We start from the raw sequence: 17,383 nt of genomic DNA, 5'->3' as shown, positions 1-17,383 counted from the left end.
CAAAATTACGATTCCTTTTGTCATTCATAAAAACTTTGAACAAGAACAATACTGTAAAAAGTCAATTATACTTATTTTCAAGATTTTCAATCTCATTTTCATAAGGCAAACTAACGATGAAGGTTGTTCCTACACCAATCTTACTTTTTATCTCCATTAGTCCATTATGTGCCTCAATTATTTTTCGGCACATCATTAGACCTAATCCATTTCCGCCGTCTTTTAAAGTGAAAAAGGGTTGTCCCAGCTTTTCCACTACGTCTTCTGGTATTCCAATTCCTTCATCCCTGATGTTGATATCAACAAAACCCAGTTTTTTTTTCTTAAGCTCAATGTGAATATTGCCACCCTTTGGCATCGCTTCAATTGCATTTTTAATTAAATTAATAAACACTTGCTTTAATTGATTTTTTTCACATACAAGTGCAGGCAAAGTTTCACAAGATTTCAGATGAATATCAACGCCCTTTAGGAGAGCCTGTGGCTGCATAAACTTTACCACGTACTGAATGATTTCGAGGATATCCTCATTTTTAAATAGATGAGCATGCGGCCTTGCTACCGACATAAATTCATCAGTAATCATCTCAATACGATCGACTTCGGTTAACATCAGTTCAACGAATGATGGTTCGTAAAGGTTACGGTCAGCTTTAATTAACTGTAAAAAACCTTTTAGAGTTGTCAAAGGGTTTCGTACCTCATGAGCAATTCCAGCAGCTAATTCCCCTAAAACACTTAATTTCTCATTTTCCCTGATTTGCGCTTCCATTTCTTTAAGCTTTGTAAGATCAACTGCAGTTCCAATGATCTCACTAATTTTCCCATTATTAAAAACTGGTTTTAAGGTGAAATATAAATTTAGATTATTTTCATGTAATTCGAAAGTCACCTTTTTCTCTAAATCCCAAACTAAATGATAAAAATTTATTATCATTTCTTCGCTTTCAGGAAATAGGGCAATGATACTTTTCTTGCTGAGTCTTTCGATCGGAATGTCTAGCTGATTAAGAAGATCACCGTTGCATAGTGTATGGATAAAACCTTTATTACTTTTGATTATCTTGAAAATAAGACCATGTTGTTCCTGAATGACTTGATCTAATTCCTTTCTTGCATTAATAAGGTTTTGTTCCTTCAGCGCTACCTCATCGATAAAATAAAAATAAACACCCCTTAAAATAAAGGTATAAGCGATAACCTTGTATAAATGTCCTGCCCAGTAAAACACATCTAATAAGCTGTTATAAACACCTAGCATATATTCTGAAAACAATAAATAAAAGATGGCCAAAGCCACATATAGGTATATCTCCTTCTTTTTGTTTCGATATTGGACAACACTCGAAATAATTACAATTATTTGAAGGCTGATGACAATAATCTCAAGCTGTTTTTGGAGGGATGTTGATCCTCCCTCATTTAAGATTAATGTAGGAAGGCTTTTTTCAAAAAAGGTTACGGCAAAGGTAATAACTGCAACATAAAGGATTCCCATGATGAGCAGCACATTTCTGGTGACCTTAGATATTTTCTCCTCTGAAAGAATCATCGCGGGAATAAGGAAGATCCCTCCTGTTAATCGAGCAATAATCCAATACCATGCTGCTTTATTCGTTGAACTTTCTCCAAACAAAAACGGCATCCCTTCAAATGAAAACGCATGCAAAAAATCAATTGAGCCTAGTACCAAAAATAAAATCGATAAATAAACTAATTGCTTTGACTGAGAATTTACAAATGCTCTCAGGCCATATGTAAAGATTGAAAAAGAAATACTGATACTTATGAATTCCAAGATTAAGTGCAGCCCAACAGAATTTTTAGGACTATATACTAAAATATCTAATTCCTTATTGAAAATAGTAATAGCAGCAGCCATAACGAACGCTGTCACAACAAAAATGAAAACTAGTCTCTCACATCTTGTCAGTCTTTTCAAGTTCACCACCACTTCCCAGTCCATTTACCTTCTTTTAGCGGTTAAATTATTATTAGTATTACAATTAAAATATTACCATTTTTTGTTTATTTTTAAAATTATAAATATAAAAAGTAATAATTTTATATTAAATATTTAAATCTCTGAAGATAGGAATAACAAAAAACAGCCTGGCGTATTTGCCAGACTGTTATAAAACGGTTACATCACCATTATTTTTTAACTACGTTAGCTGCTTGAGGTCCGCGAGCGCCTTCAACAACGTCGAAAGAAACTTCTTGACCTTCTTCTAAAGTTTTGAAACCTTCATTTTGGATAGCTGAGTAATGAACGAATACGTCGTTTCCGTCTTCAGCTTCGATAAATCCGAAACCTTTTTCAGAGTTGAACCATTTTACTTTACCGTTTTTCATGTAAAAACTTCCTCCTATTGGCTTAACATAAAGCCATGTGTAAAATTCACCAATTAACAACGTTGATAGCTTTACTTTCATTACTTTATCCAAACTTTGGTTAAACTTTGAACAAGCTTGATGCATAAATTCTAACACGTGCAACGGCTCCTTCAAATTTAACATTTTTTAGTTAGAATGTCAAGGTAAAACAAGAACATCTATACTATTAATCAAACAAAATCAAGGCAGCAATCCTAGATTGCCACCCTTAAAAAATCACCTTTATTAGACTCCTAATTCTTCTTTTAGTCGTCATTAAATTTATCTAACATCGTGATGGTGTCTACAAGATGATTGTTAAATATATGTCTTGCAACGGCCAAAAGTTCAATAATCATCGGATCCTTTAAGGAATAAACCACCTTATTACCATCCTTTGTGCCGGAAACAATGTTCTTGGACCTTAAAACGGTTAATTGCTGCGAAACAGCAGAGCCTTCACTACCAATCAGAGATTGAAGCTCATTTACGTTTTTATCCCCTTCCGATAGTAATTCGAGAATTCGAATTCTTAATGGATGTGCAAGTGCCTTAAAAAATTCTGCCTTAAAACGTTGCATTTCAAGATTCAATCTTTACTTCCCCCTCGTTCCTATTCCTAGATGATATTAATACTATAACACTTTTTGAGAAATTTTTAACAAATATTGGCTTGATTGCTTCAATGGTATATTATTTGTGTTGTGTTGTAACTTTGGAATTACCAATTGAAACCATATGCCGGTCAACTTTTCCAAGTTTGCATTTCAAACTATTTGCTATTTCCTTTACCAATAATTCGAGTCCAATATAGGTTAATGAAGGCATATTAGCAAATAGTTTTTTTACTTCCCATTTTAATTCGTTTTGCCCACAGATACTATGACGGTTAATAAATTCAACTTCTTCTTTAATACTGGCAAGCTCTCTTTTTTGTTCCTCGAGTGGAAGAGATGACAATACCTCTATTCTTTCCAAAAATTCTATCGATTTTAATATTTTATGGTTTACCTCTTCATACACTGCTTTATCTATGATATGATGGTCAAATTTGAATTGATTTAGCTTTTTTGCCGAGTCATAGGTTGCTTTAACAATCTCTTTTCTTGTCATTGATGTGGTCTCGTAGCTTAGCATGTTTTTCCATGACGGCTGTCTTACGGCTTGCCGAAAATCCTCTAGCGTATTACAAAATTTCTTATAACCATATTGCTCAGGATTTTCAAATGCCGGACTGCCAGGATCTAGAAATGGTGAAAGGGGTGCTATAAAGTAGGATATTCTTTGATCCTCTCCACATCTTTTGTGAATATATTCACAAAAATCTACATTTTTTAAGGCACTCTGGTAATCCTGTCCAGGTATGCCTATCATAAAAAAGAGGTCTATTTTCGAACAACCATTATTTAAAGCTGCTTTCAACGTTTCAACAATTTTTTCATTCGTACATGGAAGTTTGCCGTTTAACCGTCTTAAGTTCTCATCACCTGATTCAAGTGTCAGTTCAATACTATATTTAGGGATTGCCTTATGGAGCCGTTTAAAAAAACCATCATCTGCATAGTTGAACAATTCAAAAACAAGCTCATCCTTTAGTTCCATTTTTTCCAAACCGCTAAAGAACTCTTCTACGTACTCTTTTCCGCCTTGACGGATATCATTTAATAAAAAAATGGGAGCCCTGGTAAATCTTTGGATAAAAGCAATATCCTCAATCATTTTTTTTGGTGATTTCATTACGATTTTCTTACGATGGCAGTTCATTGAGTATGCATCCCTAGAACCACCGCAAATTAGGCAATTATAAGTACAGCCTTTTGATGTAAGGATTCCTGTATTAGGGTACTGAATCCAGCCTTTATACGGTAATGGGTCTAATAAATTAAAATATTTAAATACTGATCTAATAACATAGCGATAACCTGGAAAGTCAAATTCATCGAGGCTGTTCGGAACGTAAGTCATTTCATTATAATAGTATTGATGATCGCTCTTCCAGGTTAAATTAGGGATTTTAGAAAATTCGTGAGTGCTCTCTTTCTCGAGGCTATTTAACAGAAGAAGGATTAATTTTTCAGTAGTATCGCCGCAAACGACAAAATCTACACATGGATATTGGATAAGTTCTTTATGAAAATACGTTGATGACAGCCCGCCAAAAATGACTGGTGTTTCAGGGTGGTATTTTTTAACAATTTTCGCTAATTCTATACTGCCATGTGCGTGTGCCAGCCAGTGCAGATCAATCCCAAATGCTCTTGCTTTAAGCTTTTTAATTTTTCTTTCAACATCAAACCTTTCGTCAAGAAGCATTCTGTTCGCAATATTAACAATCTTAACTTTTAGTCCAAAACGTTCCAGATAATCGCCGATGCTTGTTAAACCAATTGGGTACATCTCAAAAACGGGTGATGAAGGGACGACATCGCTAATTGGACCGGTAAATAACATTTCTTTCCTAAAATCATAAACTGTTGGCGGATGCAACAGAACCAGGTCGTAAATCATTCGATCACCTTCCATTTACCTATATTTAGTCTCACTCTTATTTTATATCAAAAAATGGCAATTAAATTTTACAGAAATTCTAATTATTCTAAAATCATCTACTATTTTCACTTTGTTTATAGGCTTGTTATTTTGTTGATCCCATGTTATATTAATAAAGCGATGAGCTGAATTGTGTAAGCCGAAAAACATTCCTTTTTTGGAACGCACTATGTGGAGTGTGGTTTTTCGCCTCAATATCGACAAAGGCACCTGTTTTCAGGTGTCTTTTTATTTTAAATACTATGGATAGCATATTTTACCTATTTCACTTAAAATAAACATAAATACATAGATCATTTCGAGGAGGGATTTCATGAACAATCACGAGATTGATTACAAAATATACGGCGACGATATGCAATTTGTTGAGGTTGAATTAGACCCGCAAGAAACAGTTGTGGCTGAAGCTGGCGGTTTCATGATGATGGATGATGATATTGTTATGGAAACTATCTTCGGGGATGGGTCCAATAGCGGCGGCGGCGGCTTGATGGGTAAACTTTTTAGCGCAGGTAAACGGATGCTTACGGGTGAAAGCTTGTTTATGACAACCTTCACAAACCATGGACATGGAAAGAAAAGAGTTTCCTTTGCTGCCCCTTATCCTGGAAAAATTGTCCCTATGGACTTAAGTCTTTTAGGCGGGAAAATTATCTGCCAAAAAGATGCCTTTCTAGCAGCAGCAAAGGGCGTTTCTATTGGCATTGAATTTCAGCGTAAAATTGGTGCCGGTTTCTTTGGCGGTGAAGGTTTTATCATGCAAAAGCTTGAAGGTGATGGTTTAGTATTTGTGCATGCAGGTGGTACCATTATTAAAAAAGATCTTCTTCCAGGTCAATCCTTGAGAGTTGATACAGGCTGCTTAGTTGCGATGACAAGTAGTGTCAATTATGATATTGAATTTGTCAAAGGGGTCAAAACAGCCCTTTTCGGCGGGGAAGGATTATTCTTTGCGACACTAAGAGGACCTGGCTCTGTTTGGATACAGTCCTTGCCATTTAGCCGACTTGCAAGCCGTGTTTTTGCTGCTGCTCCGCAACGTGGCGGTTCAAAGGATGAGGGAAGTATTACCCGAGGGTTATTTGAAATGTTTGATGGGGATTAAAGAACTAACTTATTCAAGGGGAAGCGTCCCATTACTTCTTAGGTATGGTACGCTCCCCCTTTTTATTTACGCAAAATTTTCAGTAACTTGAACGAATTGTTTTCAATAAAAATCTTGACTAATTTAGCTTGAGATATTGAAGTTCCTGCTTAACCTGCTGTCTTTTTAGGTTGAACGATTGCCATGACCCCTCCTCAAGATTAAATTGATCCTGTCTTTGTTTAAGTGTTGCTGCTAAATCTGGTATGTTTGGATCTTTCTCATAAAGATAAATTAAACCTGAAATTCCTGTATAAGACAAAGAATTCATATATTGAATATCTATTTTTCCACTTTCTTTAAATCTATCAATATTCCTGCTGACAACTAATTGGTCCAAATCCACGGTATTGATAACGGCATAGTATACGAGTGCTGTGATCAGCATAAAATGACTTAGCGATAATTTGTTTATCCAAATTTGAATGAATGTATAGGCAAAAACGATTGCTAGAAAAATCATAAATGTGTGTGCAAGAATTCTCGTAAATGTAAATCCATAGGCATTCTCGTACATTCCCAGGCGAAGAAAAGCAGAACTGAGAATGACAGCACTCAAAAGAACAAGAATGGATAACATTATTTGTATAAGACGTTTAAGGATGAGTGTTTCTTGCTTTACAAAAGTTAGCATCACTGTAACTACAGACAAATTAATAACGGAAACAAACAAAAGTTCAAAGAAACCTTTTCGAGCGTATTGTGCAAACGTAAAATCCCCTTGCAATGTTCCGCCAAAAAAATATTTAAATTGTACAAACGTAAATAACAGATAGACAAGATTCAAAACGACCAAAAAAGTTAAAGCAATAATCCGATCAATTTGAAATGGAAACACTTTTGTTTGGCTTTCGATAATCTTTTTTTGTCTCAATAATAGAACCTGGAGAATTCCAAAAAATAAAACAGTTATGATCAAGATAATCAAGACTCTTGCTATCGTTTCAGCGCTTATTACATGAAACCAATTCGGAAATCCTTCCACCAATTGCTTAAATTTTAAGTCTGCAGACATTAAAAGTGCCAAGACTATTGCCAAAATCGGAATAGAAAGAATGAGACCTATGATTACCTTCTTTATAACCATTAAATTACTTTGTTCCATTCCTTTTTTAGCATTCAATGGTAGAGCAGTAGCAACCCACCAGTTATATTTGAGTGCTTCTAATAATTTTGAAAAACCATAAGTTATAAATGACAGCTTATTCCACTTCATATAGTTTGAACTTGTAATTAATAAAAGGTGAAACATAACCAATATGGGTATTATCAAAACATTCAAAACGCAAAAGAACGTTGTATGATGTGTAAAATAACCAAGTGCCAGAAGCCAGATACATATTAGGACTAACCATCCCAAACGTTGGTGTGAAAAGGAAAAACGGCGAAACCTCCAATAAAAAACACTATAAAAAGCGACAACAAATATTAGGTATGAGATCCCTATTTCATTCCCACGAAAAAATGATTCTTCCGCAAAAATGCCCAGCAAAAAACAAAATATCAAAAACAGCCAATCTGATTTACTAATTACCTTTTCCATAAAAACGCCCCCTACATTCTAATTCTATATACATAGTTTTTCTATGTATAATAGTAAAAAAAATTGCTTATATCGATGCCCTTCTTCCCCATCGGTACCCAAGTATACAAATCGGATAAAGGATAATGGTAAAAATGATACAAGCAATAATAAAAGATTGAGTTAATAACGGTTCGAACCATTCATGCGGAATGATATTACATACAGTTAAAACCATGAGGAGCAGGTTAGGGATAAGCGAAAATAAAAAGGTTTTTCGTAACAATGTTTTTCCCCCATGACCGAATCCCCTGCCTATTTCATAGCCTAATATTCCCCAAAAAAAGAGATAGACAATAGCAATAATCGTCGGTATTGCTGTTAAGTGGTTCCAGATGATGGAGATCCATTTCCATTCATAAAGATTATGTATCAATGTAAGCAAGCTGCCTCCAACGAAAAGAACCACGTTTAAAAGAATAAAAAGCCATTTCATTCGACTTGGAGTATACGAGAGCTCTTCTTCCCATATCTTAGCAATTTCAAAAGGTTCTCCAAGTCTGGAAACGAGTAATTCCATCGTTACTTCCTTTTTATCACACATGGTTTCAATAATAATCTCGTCAATATGAGTCTCGTACTCAAGTAAAATACTTTCTTTATCTTTATGTTTTCCTAATCCAATAGACAGCTCATCTAAAAACTTATTCTTCAGCTGGTCCATGATTTGATCTCCCCATTACTTTGTTCATGACTTGAACAAAATCTTGCCATTCCCGGGTTTTTTCGAGCAAAAGCTCTTTTCCTGGCTTTGTGATTCGGTAATACTTTCGAGCTGGACCTTTTTCCTGCTCTCGCCAATAACATTCGATATATTCTTGTTTTTCCAATTTGTGCAAAGCTGGATACAATGTTCCCTCCTTTACACTTAAACCATTGTCGCTGCGTTGTTCCAGTTCTTTAACAAGCTCATAGCCGTACATATCTCGTTCGTTTAAGAGCTGAAGCAAAATTAAGGATGTACTACCTTTTACCAATTCACGATTAAACATTTTATCACCTACCTAGATTTATTAGGTATATAGAAATTCTATATCAAATAAAAAAATTTGTAAATCCATTTACAAAAAAATTCCGCAGGATTTTTTTGTTGACCTGCGGAATTAGGAAAAATAATTAAATGGTTTACCATTTAATTTTTTTAAAGTCGTTTATCTCTCACCTGTTTTTGAATGATCTTGTCCCTTTCACCGCTGTCGGAAAGTTCTTCTGAAAATTCATGTTGAGCCTTATTCCCAATTAATTGTTTTGATGTTTGAATCGTGACTGAGGATAAATTATTATTCGGTGCTGCCTCTTCATTCATTTTTTCCATTTTGCTTGTTCCTCCAATTATTTTTTATGCTTAGTATTAGAAGTTTCGATCAAATCATTCATATTTTCTTGTTCGAAACCTTAGTGCAAGAATGCTTAATCTAAGTTTTTATTATATTGGTATTCATTACAACTAACGAAAACAATGTCACATCCCATATAAAATTTACATAAAATATAGCAAGAATACACTCACAATACTTTTTTGATAAAATATTGGAGTGACAAATGGATTAGAATAAACATTTCCCCCCTAAAAGCACTTCTGTATAAATATTCCATTTATTCTCCATACTAAAAAAACGAGGTGATGTAATGGGATTATTAAATGCGTATAATCAGTGGAAAGAAAATAAATACCAAAACTATGTTTCTAATATGAAGGATCAGGGCAAGTGCCCCGATTGCCAAGGCCGCGGATACACGATATATCCGTACAATGAATTCGCCTATTATAACTCATATGAATGCCCAGGATGTCAGGGCAGCGGGTTATATCAGGAGTGGGAGCAAACAAGATAAAACCATATTCCCTATCTCAAATGTTAGTATAGACTTTAAAATTTAACAAAAATCCGTTTTCTAATTATTAGAAAACGGATTTTTTAATGAAGTCTTTAATATTATTCTCCAAGTCTACTTTACTATTAAAACAGGACAATGGGAAAGTTGTGAAACTCTATGGCTGACACTTCCAAGCATCATTTCCTTAAAAGGTCCTAATCCACGGCTGCCAATGACAATCAATTGAAAATGGCCTTCTTTTGCCAGCTTTATGATTTGTGCAGCTGGATCACCTTCCACATAGTGCGTTTCTACCGTTATTCCCTGTGATTCAGCCAGCCATTTTCCTTTGCTAAGCAAATCTTCCCCTTCTTTTCGCATTGAATCATATACATCATCAATTGAATCAATTACCATTCCTTGGGGAATAGCTAGGCTTTTCCCAACATTAACTAAGCTTAACATCGATTCGTGTTCACCAGCTAAAAGTAAAGCAGTTTCAAATGCTTTTGTACTCATATCAGAACCGTCCATAGCCACCAGAATTTTTTTAAACATATGTACTCCCCCAAACGTAATTTTGACCTATACATTTATTGTAACACTATTTTTTTGGTACTATGGAAATTTTTCATCATCGGAATTATTATATTATAATGCGTGCAAACAATGGAAAAAACAACCCGATTATTATTTATAGTTATAATTGTTATAATAGGAGTATCAGGAGTGAAAAAATGAAAAGTATAAAATACCTCTTTGCGCTTGGGCTGTTCCTATGCATTGCAGCAGCTGGATGGCTTTTTTATCCTCAATATCAAATTCACAAATTGAAAAGCCAGACAGTCGAAGTAAATACTGATCCTAATAAAGTATCTTTTCTTAACTATTTCCGACACGAAAAGGGACGGCAAATTTACCATCTTGCCATTGGTGATTCAATTATTCACGGAATAGGAGCGGAACAACATAAAGATCTAGTCTACCAATTTTCAAACAAATTAGCATTACAAACACAAAAAAGGATTCTATTTCAAAACGAAGGAATTAATGGAATTACAAGTAGTGAACTTAATTCTTTAGTTCAATCTGGCAGATTTGATGTGGAAATTAAAAAGTCAGATATCATTACTATTAATGTTGGCGGAAATGATATCCTTCATATGGTTAACAACAGTAATATTTATAACGCTATTCAAAAATTTGATCAATTGGAATCCAATTTTTCAAATAACTTGTCTGGAATGGCAGCAAGAATTCATCAATTGAACCCGAAAGCAACGATCGTATTTTTAGAATTGTATAATCCATTATCCCCTTCGGATCAATATTACTCAATTGCTGATAAGTTGTTGCCAAAATGGAACCTAAACATATACGAAGTTGCCAATCGGTATTCTTCTTCAATTGTTGTGGAAACAACCAAAGTAATTAACGGAGAAAAATTAAAAAATCTCTCCTCGGATGGTGTTCACCCTAATTCGGATGGCTATACAGCAATCTCAGAGCAAATGATTTATCAATTTAAACATCAATATAGAAAAGAATCTGTTTAAAAAAGAGCACGCTTTTATATAGGAGCGTGCTCTTTAATCAGGTTATTTTCCATCACGACAGGTAAATAAGATTTGATGGCATTTTGAACAATAATTCCCCTGTATTGTATTTAAAATCATACTCTCTTCATACTCTTGTGCACAATTTTTACAAGAATATTTTTTCCCTTCATATTGATGCGAAAACCCCAATTCTATGGAAGAAGCAACAGGGTTACTATACCTTTCATTATCCAGTTCCTCTCCCCAGAGCGTCCTTTTAAATTCCCTGCGCACTTGGTCGAATCTCATCCATATCGCCTCCCCATAAATTGTATGCTCCATATTGGATTTTTTGCTATTAAAACCAAGAATTCAAGAACCCGACAGCATGATAAAAAAACAACATAAACAATAATCTTCATACATAAAATGGACAAGGAAGGGGAGGAATTTTTGTGGCATCTATACTTATTTTTTCGGATTATTTCAGTTAATTTATGAAAAAAAAACTCTTCATTTATTTCTGTTTGCTTTTTGGTGCCTTCTTACAAGGAATGTCGATGTCCTTGTTTTTGTTTCCACACTCAATCCCTTCAGGCGGTGCAGCAGGTTTAGCTTTATTATTAAACCATTGGTTCCATTTATCTTTAGGGTTTTCATTATGGCTGGCAAATATTGTTTTTCTCTTTTTTGCCTTAAACTATTTTGGATATACATGGACATTAAGAACGATTATTTCCGTTGCAACAACTTCAATGACAATAACACTTTTAACATCTCAAATGACATTACCGCATGTCCACATTTTTCTTGATATCTTGGTAGGAAGCCTATTTTTTGGTATTGGGGTAGGTACACTTATTCGAGCTGGTGCTTCAAGTGGGGGAATGGTTATTCCTGCACTTATGATTGCCTCATACAAGAAATGGAGCCCTGGAAAAGTAATGATGGGGATTAATTTGTTAATTTTTTCTTTAACTGCCCTTATTATTGATTATAAAATTGTCATTTACGCAGTCATTTGTCAATTTCTCTCGACCAATATTATTGATTTTATTTATGGATTAAAGCTTCCAAAACTTACTATTCTTCATCCAAACTGGCGAAAAAAATGAGAAGATCCACTTTAAAGGATCTTCTTCTCTTTTAAATAGGATAATATTTGCACAATAGATTGCTCAATCGATGTATAATTCGTTTCAATAATTATTTCTGGATGATCGGGAATTTCATAGGGAGAAGTTATTCCTGTAAAATCAGTAATTTCCCCTTGCCGCGCCTTTTTATATAGTCCTTTTGGGTCACGACTCTCACATACTTGAATAGGGCAATTGAGAAAAATTTCGATGAACTCTTGTGGTTCAAACATGCTTCTTACCAGGACACGATCTTCTCGAAAAGGAGAGATAAAAGCGGAGGAGACAATTAAACCGCTGTCGACAAATAATTTAGCAACTTCACCAATTCTTCTGATGTTTTCTTTGCGATCATTATTTCCAAAACTCAAATCTTTATTTAACCCATGACGTATGTTATCCCCATCAAGAACATAACTACTAATCCCTTGCTTATATAATTCATGGTCCACGGCATTTGCCAAAGTTGACTTGCCCGACCCTGATAATCCGGTGAACCAAAGAACACAGCTTTTGTGTCCGTTTATGAGCTGACGGTCTCTTTTGCTTACGGTTGATTGGTGCCAGGTTATATTGTTTGCCTTCGTCATTTGCTACACCCTTCTAGTTAATTGAATAAACTTCCTTCATTCCTTGAATTAGAATGTCCACTACCTCAGGACGGCTAAATTCTTTTGGAGGTTTTTCTCCATTTTTTAGCATCCCTCTCACTTTTGTTCCAGATAGTATCACATGATGATCGGATTCATGCGGACAGGTTTTTTCCGATGCCATATTTTCGCACTTTTTGCAGTAAAAACTATGTTCAAAAAATAACGGTTTAATTCCCAATTCTTCTTCGCTAAAATGGCTGAAGATTTTCTGAGAATCATATGTCCCGTAGTAATTTCCCACTCCAGCATGATCTCTTCCTACAATAAAATGGGTACACCCAAAATTTTTTCTTACAATCGCATGAAAAATAGCTTCTCTTGGTCCAGCATATCTCATAGCCGCTGGAAATACGGATAAAAATACGCGGTTTTTAGGATAATAATTCTCAAGAAGTACTTGGTAGCTTTTCATTCTTATTTCACTTGGAATATCATCAGCCTTTGTTTCACCCACGAGAGGATTTAAAAAAAGTCCATCTACGGTTTCTAAAGCGGATTTTTGAATATACTCATGAGCACGGTGAACTGGATTTCTGGTTTGGAACCCAACCACTGTTTTCCAGCCTAGTTCTTTAAACCTTGCTCTTGTTTGAATGGGATCAAGATAATAAGCAGGGAATTTTTCCTTTTCTGATTTTTTTATCAGGGAGATTGGCCCGCTAATATAAATATCTGGCCGTTCAAACAATTTTTTTACACCCGGATGCGCCAGATCAGTTGTTCGATAAACCATTTTCGCCTCAAATTTCTTACTTGGAGAAAACTTTTCTGTTATTTGCATGACGCCATAAATCAAACCATTATGGACAAGATTCACTTTTTCTCCAATCGAAAGCTCTTCCGCTTTTTTTTGATTTACAGCTAATGTAATTGGTAATGACCAAGGAAGACCATTTGATAGTCTCATTCGTTCGACTACTGAATCATAGTCCTTCTTTCCCATAAATCCTTCTAATGGACTGTATGCTCCATTTGCAATTAATTCTATATCGCTTAACTCTAAATTATCTAATTCTATCTCATTTAGTAAAAGGTCAATTGAGTAATCCAATTCAACTCGATTGATCAATCTTCCGCCATGAGGAACACTTTCCATCTTATTTTTCCCTCCTCAATTTGTGTTCTGTTGATCAAATCCATCCTATGGTTGATGAAGCCCACATTCTGTTTTATTGTTACCTGTCCAGCGGCCAGCGCGAGAATCTTCTGTTTCTGAAACAGGACTTGTGCAAGGAGTACAGCCAATACTTGGATAACCTTTATCGTGCAATGGATTATATGGCAGATTGTTTAGTTGAATATACGTCATAATATCGTCCCAGGTCCAATGAATGAGCGGGCAAACTTTTACTTTTTGGAATTTTTCATCTTTATTTATATATTGAGTTTTTGATCTTAAAGGAGACTGCTCCCGTCTTAAACCGGAGATCCATGCTTTTACATCACTTAATGCTTCTTTCATGGGGACAATCTTTCTCATGTGGCAGCAGAGATTGGGATTATGTTTCCAGAGGTCATCGCCATACCATTTGGTTTGCTCTTCCAAAGATATTCTTGATTTTTCAATCCTAATTTGTAAAGAGGAATAACGTTCTTTTATCTGGTCTATTAAGTCATACGTCTCAGGAAAATGTAGTCCAGTGTCTAAAAAAATGATGGTTGCATCTTTTTTAACCTTATGAATTAGATCAATGAGTACGATTCCCTCTGCCCCAAAGCTGCACGAATAAACAATTTCATCTCCATATTCTTGAAAAGCCCATTTTAAGATATCTAAAAAATCAGGTTTGTTTTTTAGTATTGATTGCAGCTTTTGTTCATCCCAATTTTCATATGTTAACATCTCCGCCAATTTCATTCCCCCTTTTTTATGCCCTTTTAGATGTTACAAATATCTATAGTAATACATTCATTGTTTTTTACTGGTATATAATTCATTTGATTGATATCACCATTTCGGTTGTAAGATAGCAGGGCCCTAATCCATGAACCATGACCAAATACCAGAATATTTTCGTAAACTTGAAATTTTTCTAAAAAAAGGACAATTCTTTCCTCAAGGTTTTGTAAGCTTTCACCTAAAACAAGTTCCCTCGGATTATGAAGCCACTCATCCCCATACTTTTCGATTAACCTTTTTTTCGGCACTCCTTCAAACGGTCCAAAATCTAATTCGTTTAATAACTCTTCTGGCAGTGCGTTGTATCCATAGAAATTGGCTGTTTGCCGAGTTCTTTTTAGCGAACTTGCTAATACTAAATCAAAAGGAGAAATTTTCTCTAAATACTCCTTGTTGCTTATTATTTCCCTTTTAAGTTCATCTGTTGGGGGAGAAACATCAATATCTCTTCTACCTTGAAGCAATGATTTTTTATTCCATTCAGTTGGTAGATGTCGGATTAAGGTAATTTGCATTCTCGTCCTCCATAAAAAATGTTTCGCTTCTTAACCCACAGCGTTGTGCTTCTAATACCAAAACATCGTGTAACTTTATGTTCCCTAAATTTACATTAGCACCAACTTCATTTATAAAGTACATTTGTTGTTTTGCAGTTGGTGCCTCAAAAATAATTTTTTTAGAATCAATTGAATCTGTTAATTCACGGATGAATCCATGTTTAACTGTCCCGTTTCTTTCATAAATACCAGATGTACCAGAATCTCTGCCTTCTGTAATCACATAATCGCAGCCCGCTTCTAATAAAATCATGATTTCTTTTTTCCATTCAGATATTGGCATATCCTTGTCGTGGTCTTTCGACCCAACCTCTGCAATCACATGAAAATCCTTTCTTAATTGAGAAATAAGATAGAGGCGTTCTGAAAGTGGAATATCTAGAGTTCCATTTGAAATTTCAATCCATTCAATATCTAATTCCTGTAAAAGTTGAAGATATTCGGGTATTTTATTTTGATAAAAACATTTTTCAAAAAAGGTTCCTCCACAGTATGGTTTTATTCCATTTTCCTTATATAGTTGAATTTTTTCTTTTAAATTTGGTGTCACGTATGCAGAACCAATCCCTATTTTTGCTATGTCAATAATATGGCTGTAGTCAGTTAAAATATGTTTTAGTTCTCCCAATGGGGTTCCAAAATCAATAACCGAGGTTAAACCATAGGTTCTGGGTCTTGAAGTCCTTTCTGGTATTTTTAAAAAATCCATAGGGAAACCGCCTCCTCTTTTTTCTAGGATAGATTATTCAAAATTTGGGTGAACGTGTAATGAATAGGCTTTTTCCAGATAAATTAGGCTTTTGTCTTGTATAAACACTACCTATCCTTCAAACAATAGGAAAAGCTAATTCTCACAGTTAGGGGTGTAAATCATTGCCAAAGCAAAAGCATAGGGGCATGACAATTTTCGCCATCAGTTCAATCCCCATGATTCTCGTATTGGGAAACTCGATGTTGATTCCGGTTCTGCCTAAAATGAAAACAGAGCTGGATGTTTCGCAATTTAAGGTTAGTTTAGTGATTACTGTATTCTCGGTTGCAGCAGCAATTTCAATACCCATCCTTGGTTATCTATCGGATCGATTTTCACGAAAAGCTGTTATTATCCCCTCTTTGATCATATATGGAAGTGGCGGATTATTAGCAGGAGCTGCAGCTGAATGGTTTTCAAATGAATATATGTGGATTCTCGTCGGAAGGGTTTTACAAGGAATGGGTGCTGCCGGAACTGCACCCATTGCAATGGCATTAACAGGCGATTTATTTAAGGGGGCCGAACAAAGTAAGGTACTTGGTCTTGTTGAAGCCTCAAACGGATTTGGTAAGGTAATAAGTCCAATCCTAGGTTCATTGCTTGCAATCCTTTTCTGGTATGCTGCTTTTTTTGCCTTTCCCATTTTTTGCCTTGCCTCAATCATTTTAACGATCATTTTTGTAAAAGAAAAAAAAGCGGAGAAAGAACCTCCACCGCTCAGAAAATATGTAAAAGGTCTTGTTTCTGTTTTTCAAACCGAGGGGCGCTGGCTTTTTGCTGCCTATCTTACAGGTGCAACCTGTTTATTTACTCTATTTGGTATTTTATTTTATATTTCTGACATACTCGAAAAGTCACATCATATCGATGGGGTCTTGAAAGGAGCCATTCTTGCAATTCCACTTTTGTTCATGACTACCACTTCCTATATAACGGGAAGCAAAATTGGCAAGAAAATGTCACGAATGAAAGCCTTAATCGTTTTGGGTTGTCTCTTGATGACGGCTTCATTTGCATGTTTAGTTTTTTTTTCCAAACTAGTCCCATTTTTTGCGGTATTAGTTTTCAGCAGCATCGGAACAGGACTTGCACTTCCGTGTATTAACAGTTTCATAACTGGATCAGTTCCGACAGACCGCCGTGGATTTGTTACCTCATTATATGGGTCCGTTAGGTTTTTAGGCGTAGCAATAGGACCGCCAGTGTATAGTGCTTTAATGGCATGGTCCAGGACTGGAATGTTTTTGGCAACTGCTGGTTTAACTTTATTTGCGGGATTACTTTGTATGATCCTAATCCATGTACCTAAAAAAGAACCTTCCAAAAATAGTGATACATTATTTGAAAAATTGCAATTTACTTAATAGTTGACGTT

At 35.2% G+C, this 17,383-nt stretch carries 20 protein-coding genes; 5 read left to right on the top strand and 15 right to left on the bottom strand.

Annotated features, from left to right (window positions below; all coding sequences use genetic code 11):
* Positions 1-61: 61 nt before the first annotated feature.
* The 4 genes from RCG17_RS26050 to RCG17_RS26035 all read right to left on the bottom strand — a co-directional run bounded on the left by RCG17_RS26050 (position 62) and on the right by RCG17_RS26035 (position 4,884).
* On the bottom strand, positions 62-1,942 hold the full coding sequence (locus RCG17_RS26050) for an MASE3 domain-containing protein (protein WP_308172917.1): 1,881 nt from the start codon (positions 1,940-1,942) through the stop codon (positions 62-64).
* A gap of 212 nt (positions 1,943-2,154) precedes the next feature.
* Positions 2,155-2,355 (bottom strand): cold-shock protein, encoded by a 201-nt coding sequence (locus tag RCG17_RS26045; RefSeq protein WP_308175961.1) that lies wholly within the window; start codon positions 2,353-2,355, stop codon positions 2,155-2,157.
* A gap of 287 nt (positions 2,356-2,642) precedes the next feature.
* Positions 2,643-2,969: an ArsR/SmtB family transcription factor gene (locus RCG17_RS26040; protein ID WP_308172916.1), complete on the bottom strand. Its 327-nt coding sequence runs from the start codon at positions 2,967-2,969 to the stop codon at positions 2,643-2,645.
* A 100-nt stretch (positions 2,970-3,069) separates the two neighbouring features.
* Complete coding sequence (locus RCG17_RS26035; RefSeq protein WP_308172915.1) at positions 3,070-4,884, bottom strand: TIGR04190 family B12-binding domain/radical SAM domain protein; 1,815 nt, start codon at positions 4,882-4,884, stop codon at positions 3,070-3,072.
* Between the two features lie 355 nt (positions 4,885-5,239).
* On the opposite strand from RCG17_RS26035, the gene RCG17_RS26030 reads away from it, so the two are divergent.
* The gene (locus tag RCG17_RS26030; RefSeq protein ID WP_308172914.1) at positions 5,240-6,031 is read left to right on the top strand and encodes a TIGR00266 family protein; all 792 of its coding nucleotides are present in this window, start codon (positions 5,240-5,242) and stop codon (positions 6,029-6,031) included.
* A gap of 118 nt (positions 6,032-6,149) precedes the next feature.
* Here the strand turns inward: RCG17_RS26030 and RCG17_RS26025 are convergent, their stop codons facing one another.
* The 4 genes from RCG17_RS26025 to RCG17_RS26010 form a co-directional block, all read right to left on the bottom strand.
* On the bottom strand, positions 6,150-7,613 hold the full coding sequence (locus RCG17_RS26025) for a DUF4153 domain-containing protein (protein WP_308172913.1): 1,464 nt from the start codon (positions 7,611-7,613) through the stop codon (positions 6,150-6,152).
* A gap of 67 nt (positions 7,614-7,680) precedes the next feature.
* The gene (locus RCG17_RS26020) at positions 7,681-8,316 is read right to left on the bottom strand and encodes an HAAS signaling domain-containing protein (protein WP_308172912.1); all 636 of its coding nucleotides are present in this window, start codon (positions 8,314-8,316) and stop codon (positions 7,681-7,683) included.
* Positions 8,297-8,644 carry a PadR family transcriptional regulator gene (locus tag RCG17_RS26015; RefSeq protein ID WP_308172911.1) on the bottom strand — a complete coding sequence of 116 codons (348 nt, stop codon included), beginning with the start codon at positions 8,642-8,644 and terminating at the stop codon, positions 8,297-8,299. Before RCG17_RS26015 ends, RCG17_RS26020 begins: the two co-directional genes overlap by 20 nt.
* A gap of 149 nt (positions 8,645-8,793) precedes the next feature.
* Positions 8,794-8,967, bottom strand: a complete 174-nt coding sequence (locus tag RCG17_RS26010) for a hypothetical protein (RefSeq protein WP_308172910.1) — start codon at positions 8,965-8,967, stop codon at positions 8,794-8,796.
* A gap of 314 nt (positions 8,968-9,281) precedes the next feature.
* Here RCG17_RS26010 and RCG17_RS26005 point away from each other — a divergent pair, with 314 nt between their 5' ends.
* Positions 9,282-9,488: a methionine aminopeptidase gene (locus RCG17_RS26005; RefSeq protein WP_308172909.1), complete on the top strand. Its 207-nt coding sequence runs from the start codon at positions 9,282-9,284 to the stop codon at positions 9,486-9,488.
* A gap of 114 nt (positions 9,489-9,602) precedes the next feature.
* Here RCG17_RS26005 and RCG17_RS26000 read toward each other — a convergent pair whose 3' ends face one another.
* Positions 9,603-10,028 carry a universal stress protein gene (locus RCG17_RS26000; RefSeq protein WP_308172908.1) on the bottom strand — a complete coding sequence of 142 codons (426 nt, stop codon included), beginning with the start codon at positions 10,026-10,028 and terminating at the stop codon, positions 9,603-9,605.
* Positions 10,029-10,207: 179 nt separating this feature from the next.
* Between RCG17_RS26000 and RCG17_RS25995 the strand changes: the two genes are divergently transcribed.
* Entirely contained in the window at positions 10,208-11,026 is an 819-nt protein-coding gene (locus RCG17_RS25995) for a GDSL-type esterase/lipase family protein (protein WP_308172907.1), read from the top strand.
* A 42-nt stretch (positions 11,027-11,068) separates the two neighbouring features.
* Here the strand turns inward: RCG17_RS25995 and RCG17_RS25990 are convergent, their stop codons facing one another.
* Positions 11,069-11,317, bottom strand: a complete 249-nt coding sequence (locus RCG17_RS25990; protein WP_308172906.1) for a hypothetical protein — start codon at positions 11,315-11,317, stop codon at positions 11,069-11,071.
* 188 nt (positions 11,318-11,505) lie between these two features.
* Here RCG17_RS25990 and RCG17_RS25985 point away from each other — a divergent pair, with 188 nt between their 5' ends.
* Positions 11,506-12,123 carry a YitT family protein gene (locus RCG17_RS25985; RefSeq protein WP_308172905.1) on the top strand — a complete coding sequence of 206 codons (618 nt, stop codon included), beginning with the start codon at positions 11,506-11,508 and terminating at the stop codon, positions 12,121-12,123.
* A gap of 11 nt (positions 12,124-12,134) precedes the next feature.
* Here the strand turns inward: RCG17_RS25985 and cysC are convergent, their stop codons facing one another.
* Genes cysC through RCG17_RS25960 form a run of 5 tightly spaced genes read right to left on the bottom strand, consistent with a single transcriptional unit; the run spans position 12,135 to position 15,963 of the window.
* On the bottom strand, positions 12,135-12,734 hold the full coding sequence (cysC, locus tag RCG17_RS25980; RefSeq protein ID WP_308172904.1) for an adenylyl-sulfate kinase: 600 nt from the start codon (positions 12,732-12,734) through the stop codon (positions 12,135-12,137).
* A gap of 13 nt (positions 12,735-12,747) precedes the next feature.
* Positions 12,748-13,893, bottom strand: a complete 1,146-nt coding sequence (gene sat, locus RCG17_RS25975) for a sulfate adenylyltransferase (RefSeq protein ID WP_308172903.1) — start codon at positions 13,891-13,893, stop codon at positions 12,748-12,750.
* Between the two features lie 45 nt (positions 13,894-13,938).
* Positions 13,939-14,640, bottom strand: coding sequence for a phosphoadenylyl-sulfate reductase (locus RCG17_RS25970; RefSeq protein ID WP_308175960.1), 702 nt, complete (start codon positions 14,638-14,640; stop codon positions 13,939-13,941).
* A gap of 35 nt (positions 14,641-14,675) precedes the next feature.
* A complete protein-coding gene (locus RCG17_RS25965) occupies positions 14,676-15,212 on the bottom strand; it encodes a histidine phosphatase family protein (protein ID WP_308172902.1) in 537 nt (178 codons plus the stop codon).
* Entirely contained in the window at positions 15,178-15,963 is a 786-nt protein-coding gene (locus RCG17_RS25960) for a phosphosulfolactate synthase (RefSeq protein ID WP_308172901.1), read from the bottom strand. Before RCG17_RS25960 ends, RCG17_RS25965 begins: the two co-directional genes overlap by 35 nt.
* 188 nt (positions 15,964-16,151) lie before the next feature.
* On the opposite strand from RCG17_RS25960, the gene RCG17_RS25955 reads away from it, so the two are divergent.
* Positions 16,152-17,372, top strand: coding sequence for an MFS transporter (locus RCG17_RS25955; RefSeq protein WP_308175959.1), 1,221 nt, complete (start codon positions 16,152-16,154; stop codon positions 17,370-17,372).
* Positions 17,373-17,383: the final 11 nt, after the last annotated feature.

Origin of the sequence: Neobacillus sp. PS3-12, from assembly GCF_030915385.1 — a bacterium.
In the GTDB taxonomy this organism is placed as follows: domain Bacteria; phylum Bacillota; class Bacilli; order Bacillales; family Cytobacillaceae; genus JAEVLT01.
Note: the sequence above shows the minus strand (reverse complement) of the source record. Positions and strands in the feature narration are given on the sequence as shown.

Coding starts and splice junctions, on each gene's coding strand:
- RCG17_RS26045 (WP_308175961.1), bottom strand. CDS start 2,355: ATGAAAAACGGTAAAGTAAAATGGTTCAACTCTGAAAAAGGTTTCGGA.
- RCG17_RS26035 (WP_308172915.1), bottom strand. CDS start 4,884: ATGATTTACGACCTGGTTCTGTTGCATCCGCCAACAGTTTATGATTTT.
- RCG17_RS26030 (WP_308172914.1), top strand. CDS start 5,240: ATGAACAATCACGAGATTGATTACAAAATATACGGCGACGATATGCAA.
- RCG17_RS26025 (WP_308172913.1), bottom strand. CDS start 7,613: ATGGAAAAGGTAATTAGTAAATCAGATTGGCTGTTTTTGATATTTTGT.
- RCG17_RS26020 (WP_308172912.1), bottom strand. CDS start 8,316: ATGGACCAGCTGAAGAATAAGTTTTTAGATGAGCTGTCTATTGGATTA.
- RCG17_RS26015 (WP_308172911.1), bottom strand. CDS start 8,644: ATGTTTAATCGTGAATTGGTAAAAGGTAGTACATCCTTAATTTTGCTT.
- RCG17_RS26010 (WP_308172910.1), bottom strand. CDS start 8,967: ATGGAAAAAATGAATGAAGAGGCAGCACCGAATAATAATTTATCCTCA.
- RCG17_RS26005 (WP_308172909.1), top strand. CDS start 9,282: ATGGGATTATTAAATGCGTATAATCAGTGGAAAGAAAATAAATACCAA.
- RCG17_RS26000 (WP_308172908.1), bottom strand. CDS start 10,028: ATGTTTAAAAAAATTCTGGTGGCTATGGACGGTTCTGATATGAGTACA.
- RCG17_RS25995 (WP_308172907.1), top strand. CDS start 10,208: ATGAAAAGTATAAAATACCTCTTTGCGCTTGGGCTGTTCCTATGCATT.
- RCG17_RS25990 (WP_308172906.1), bottom strand. CDS start 11,317: ATGAGATTCGACCAAGTGCGCAGGGAATTTAAAAGGACGCTCTGGGGA.
- RCG17_RS25985 (WP_308172905.1), top strand. CDS start 11,506: ATGAAAAAAAAACTCTTCATTTATTTCTGTTTGCTTTTTGGTGCCTTC.
- cysC (WP_308172904.1), bottom strand. CDS start 12,734: ATGACGAAGGCAAACAATATAACCTGGCACCAATCAACCGTAAGCAAA.
- sat (WP_308172903.1), bottom strand. CDS start 13,893: ATGGAAAGTGTTCCTCATGGCGGAAGATTGATCAATCGAGTTGAATTG.
- RCG17_RS25970 (WP_308175960.1), bottom strand. CDS start 14,640: ATGTTAACATATGAAAATTGGGATGAACAAAAGCTGCAATCAATACTA.
- RCG17_RS25965 (WP_308172902.1), bottom strand. CDS start 15,212: ATGCAAATTACCTTAATCCGACATCTACCAACTGAATGGAATAAAAAA.
- RCG17_RS25960 (WP_308172901.1), bottom strand. CDS start 15,963: ATGGATTTTTTAAAAATACCAGAAAGGACTTCAAGACCCAGAACCTAT.
- RCG17_RS25955 (WP_308175959.1), top strand. CDS start 16,152: ATGACAATTTTCGCCATCAGTTCAATCCCCATGATTCTCGTATTGGGA.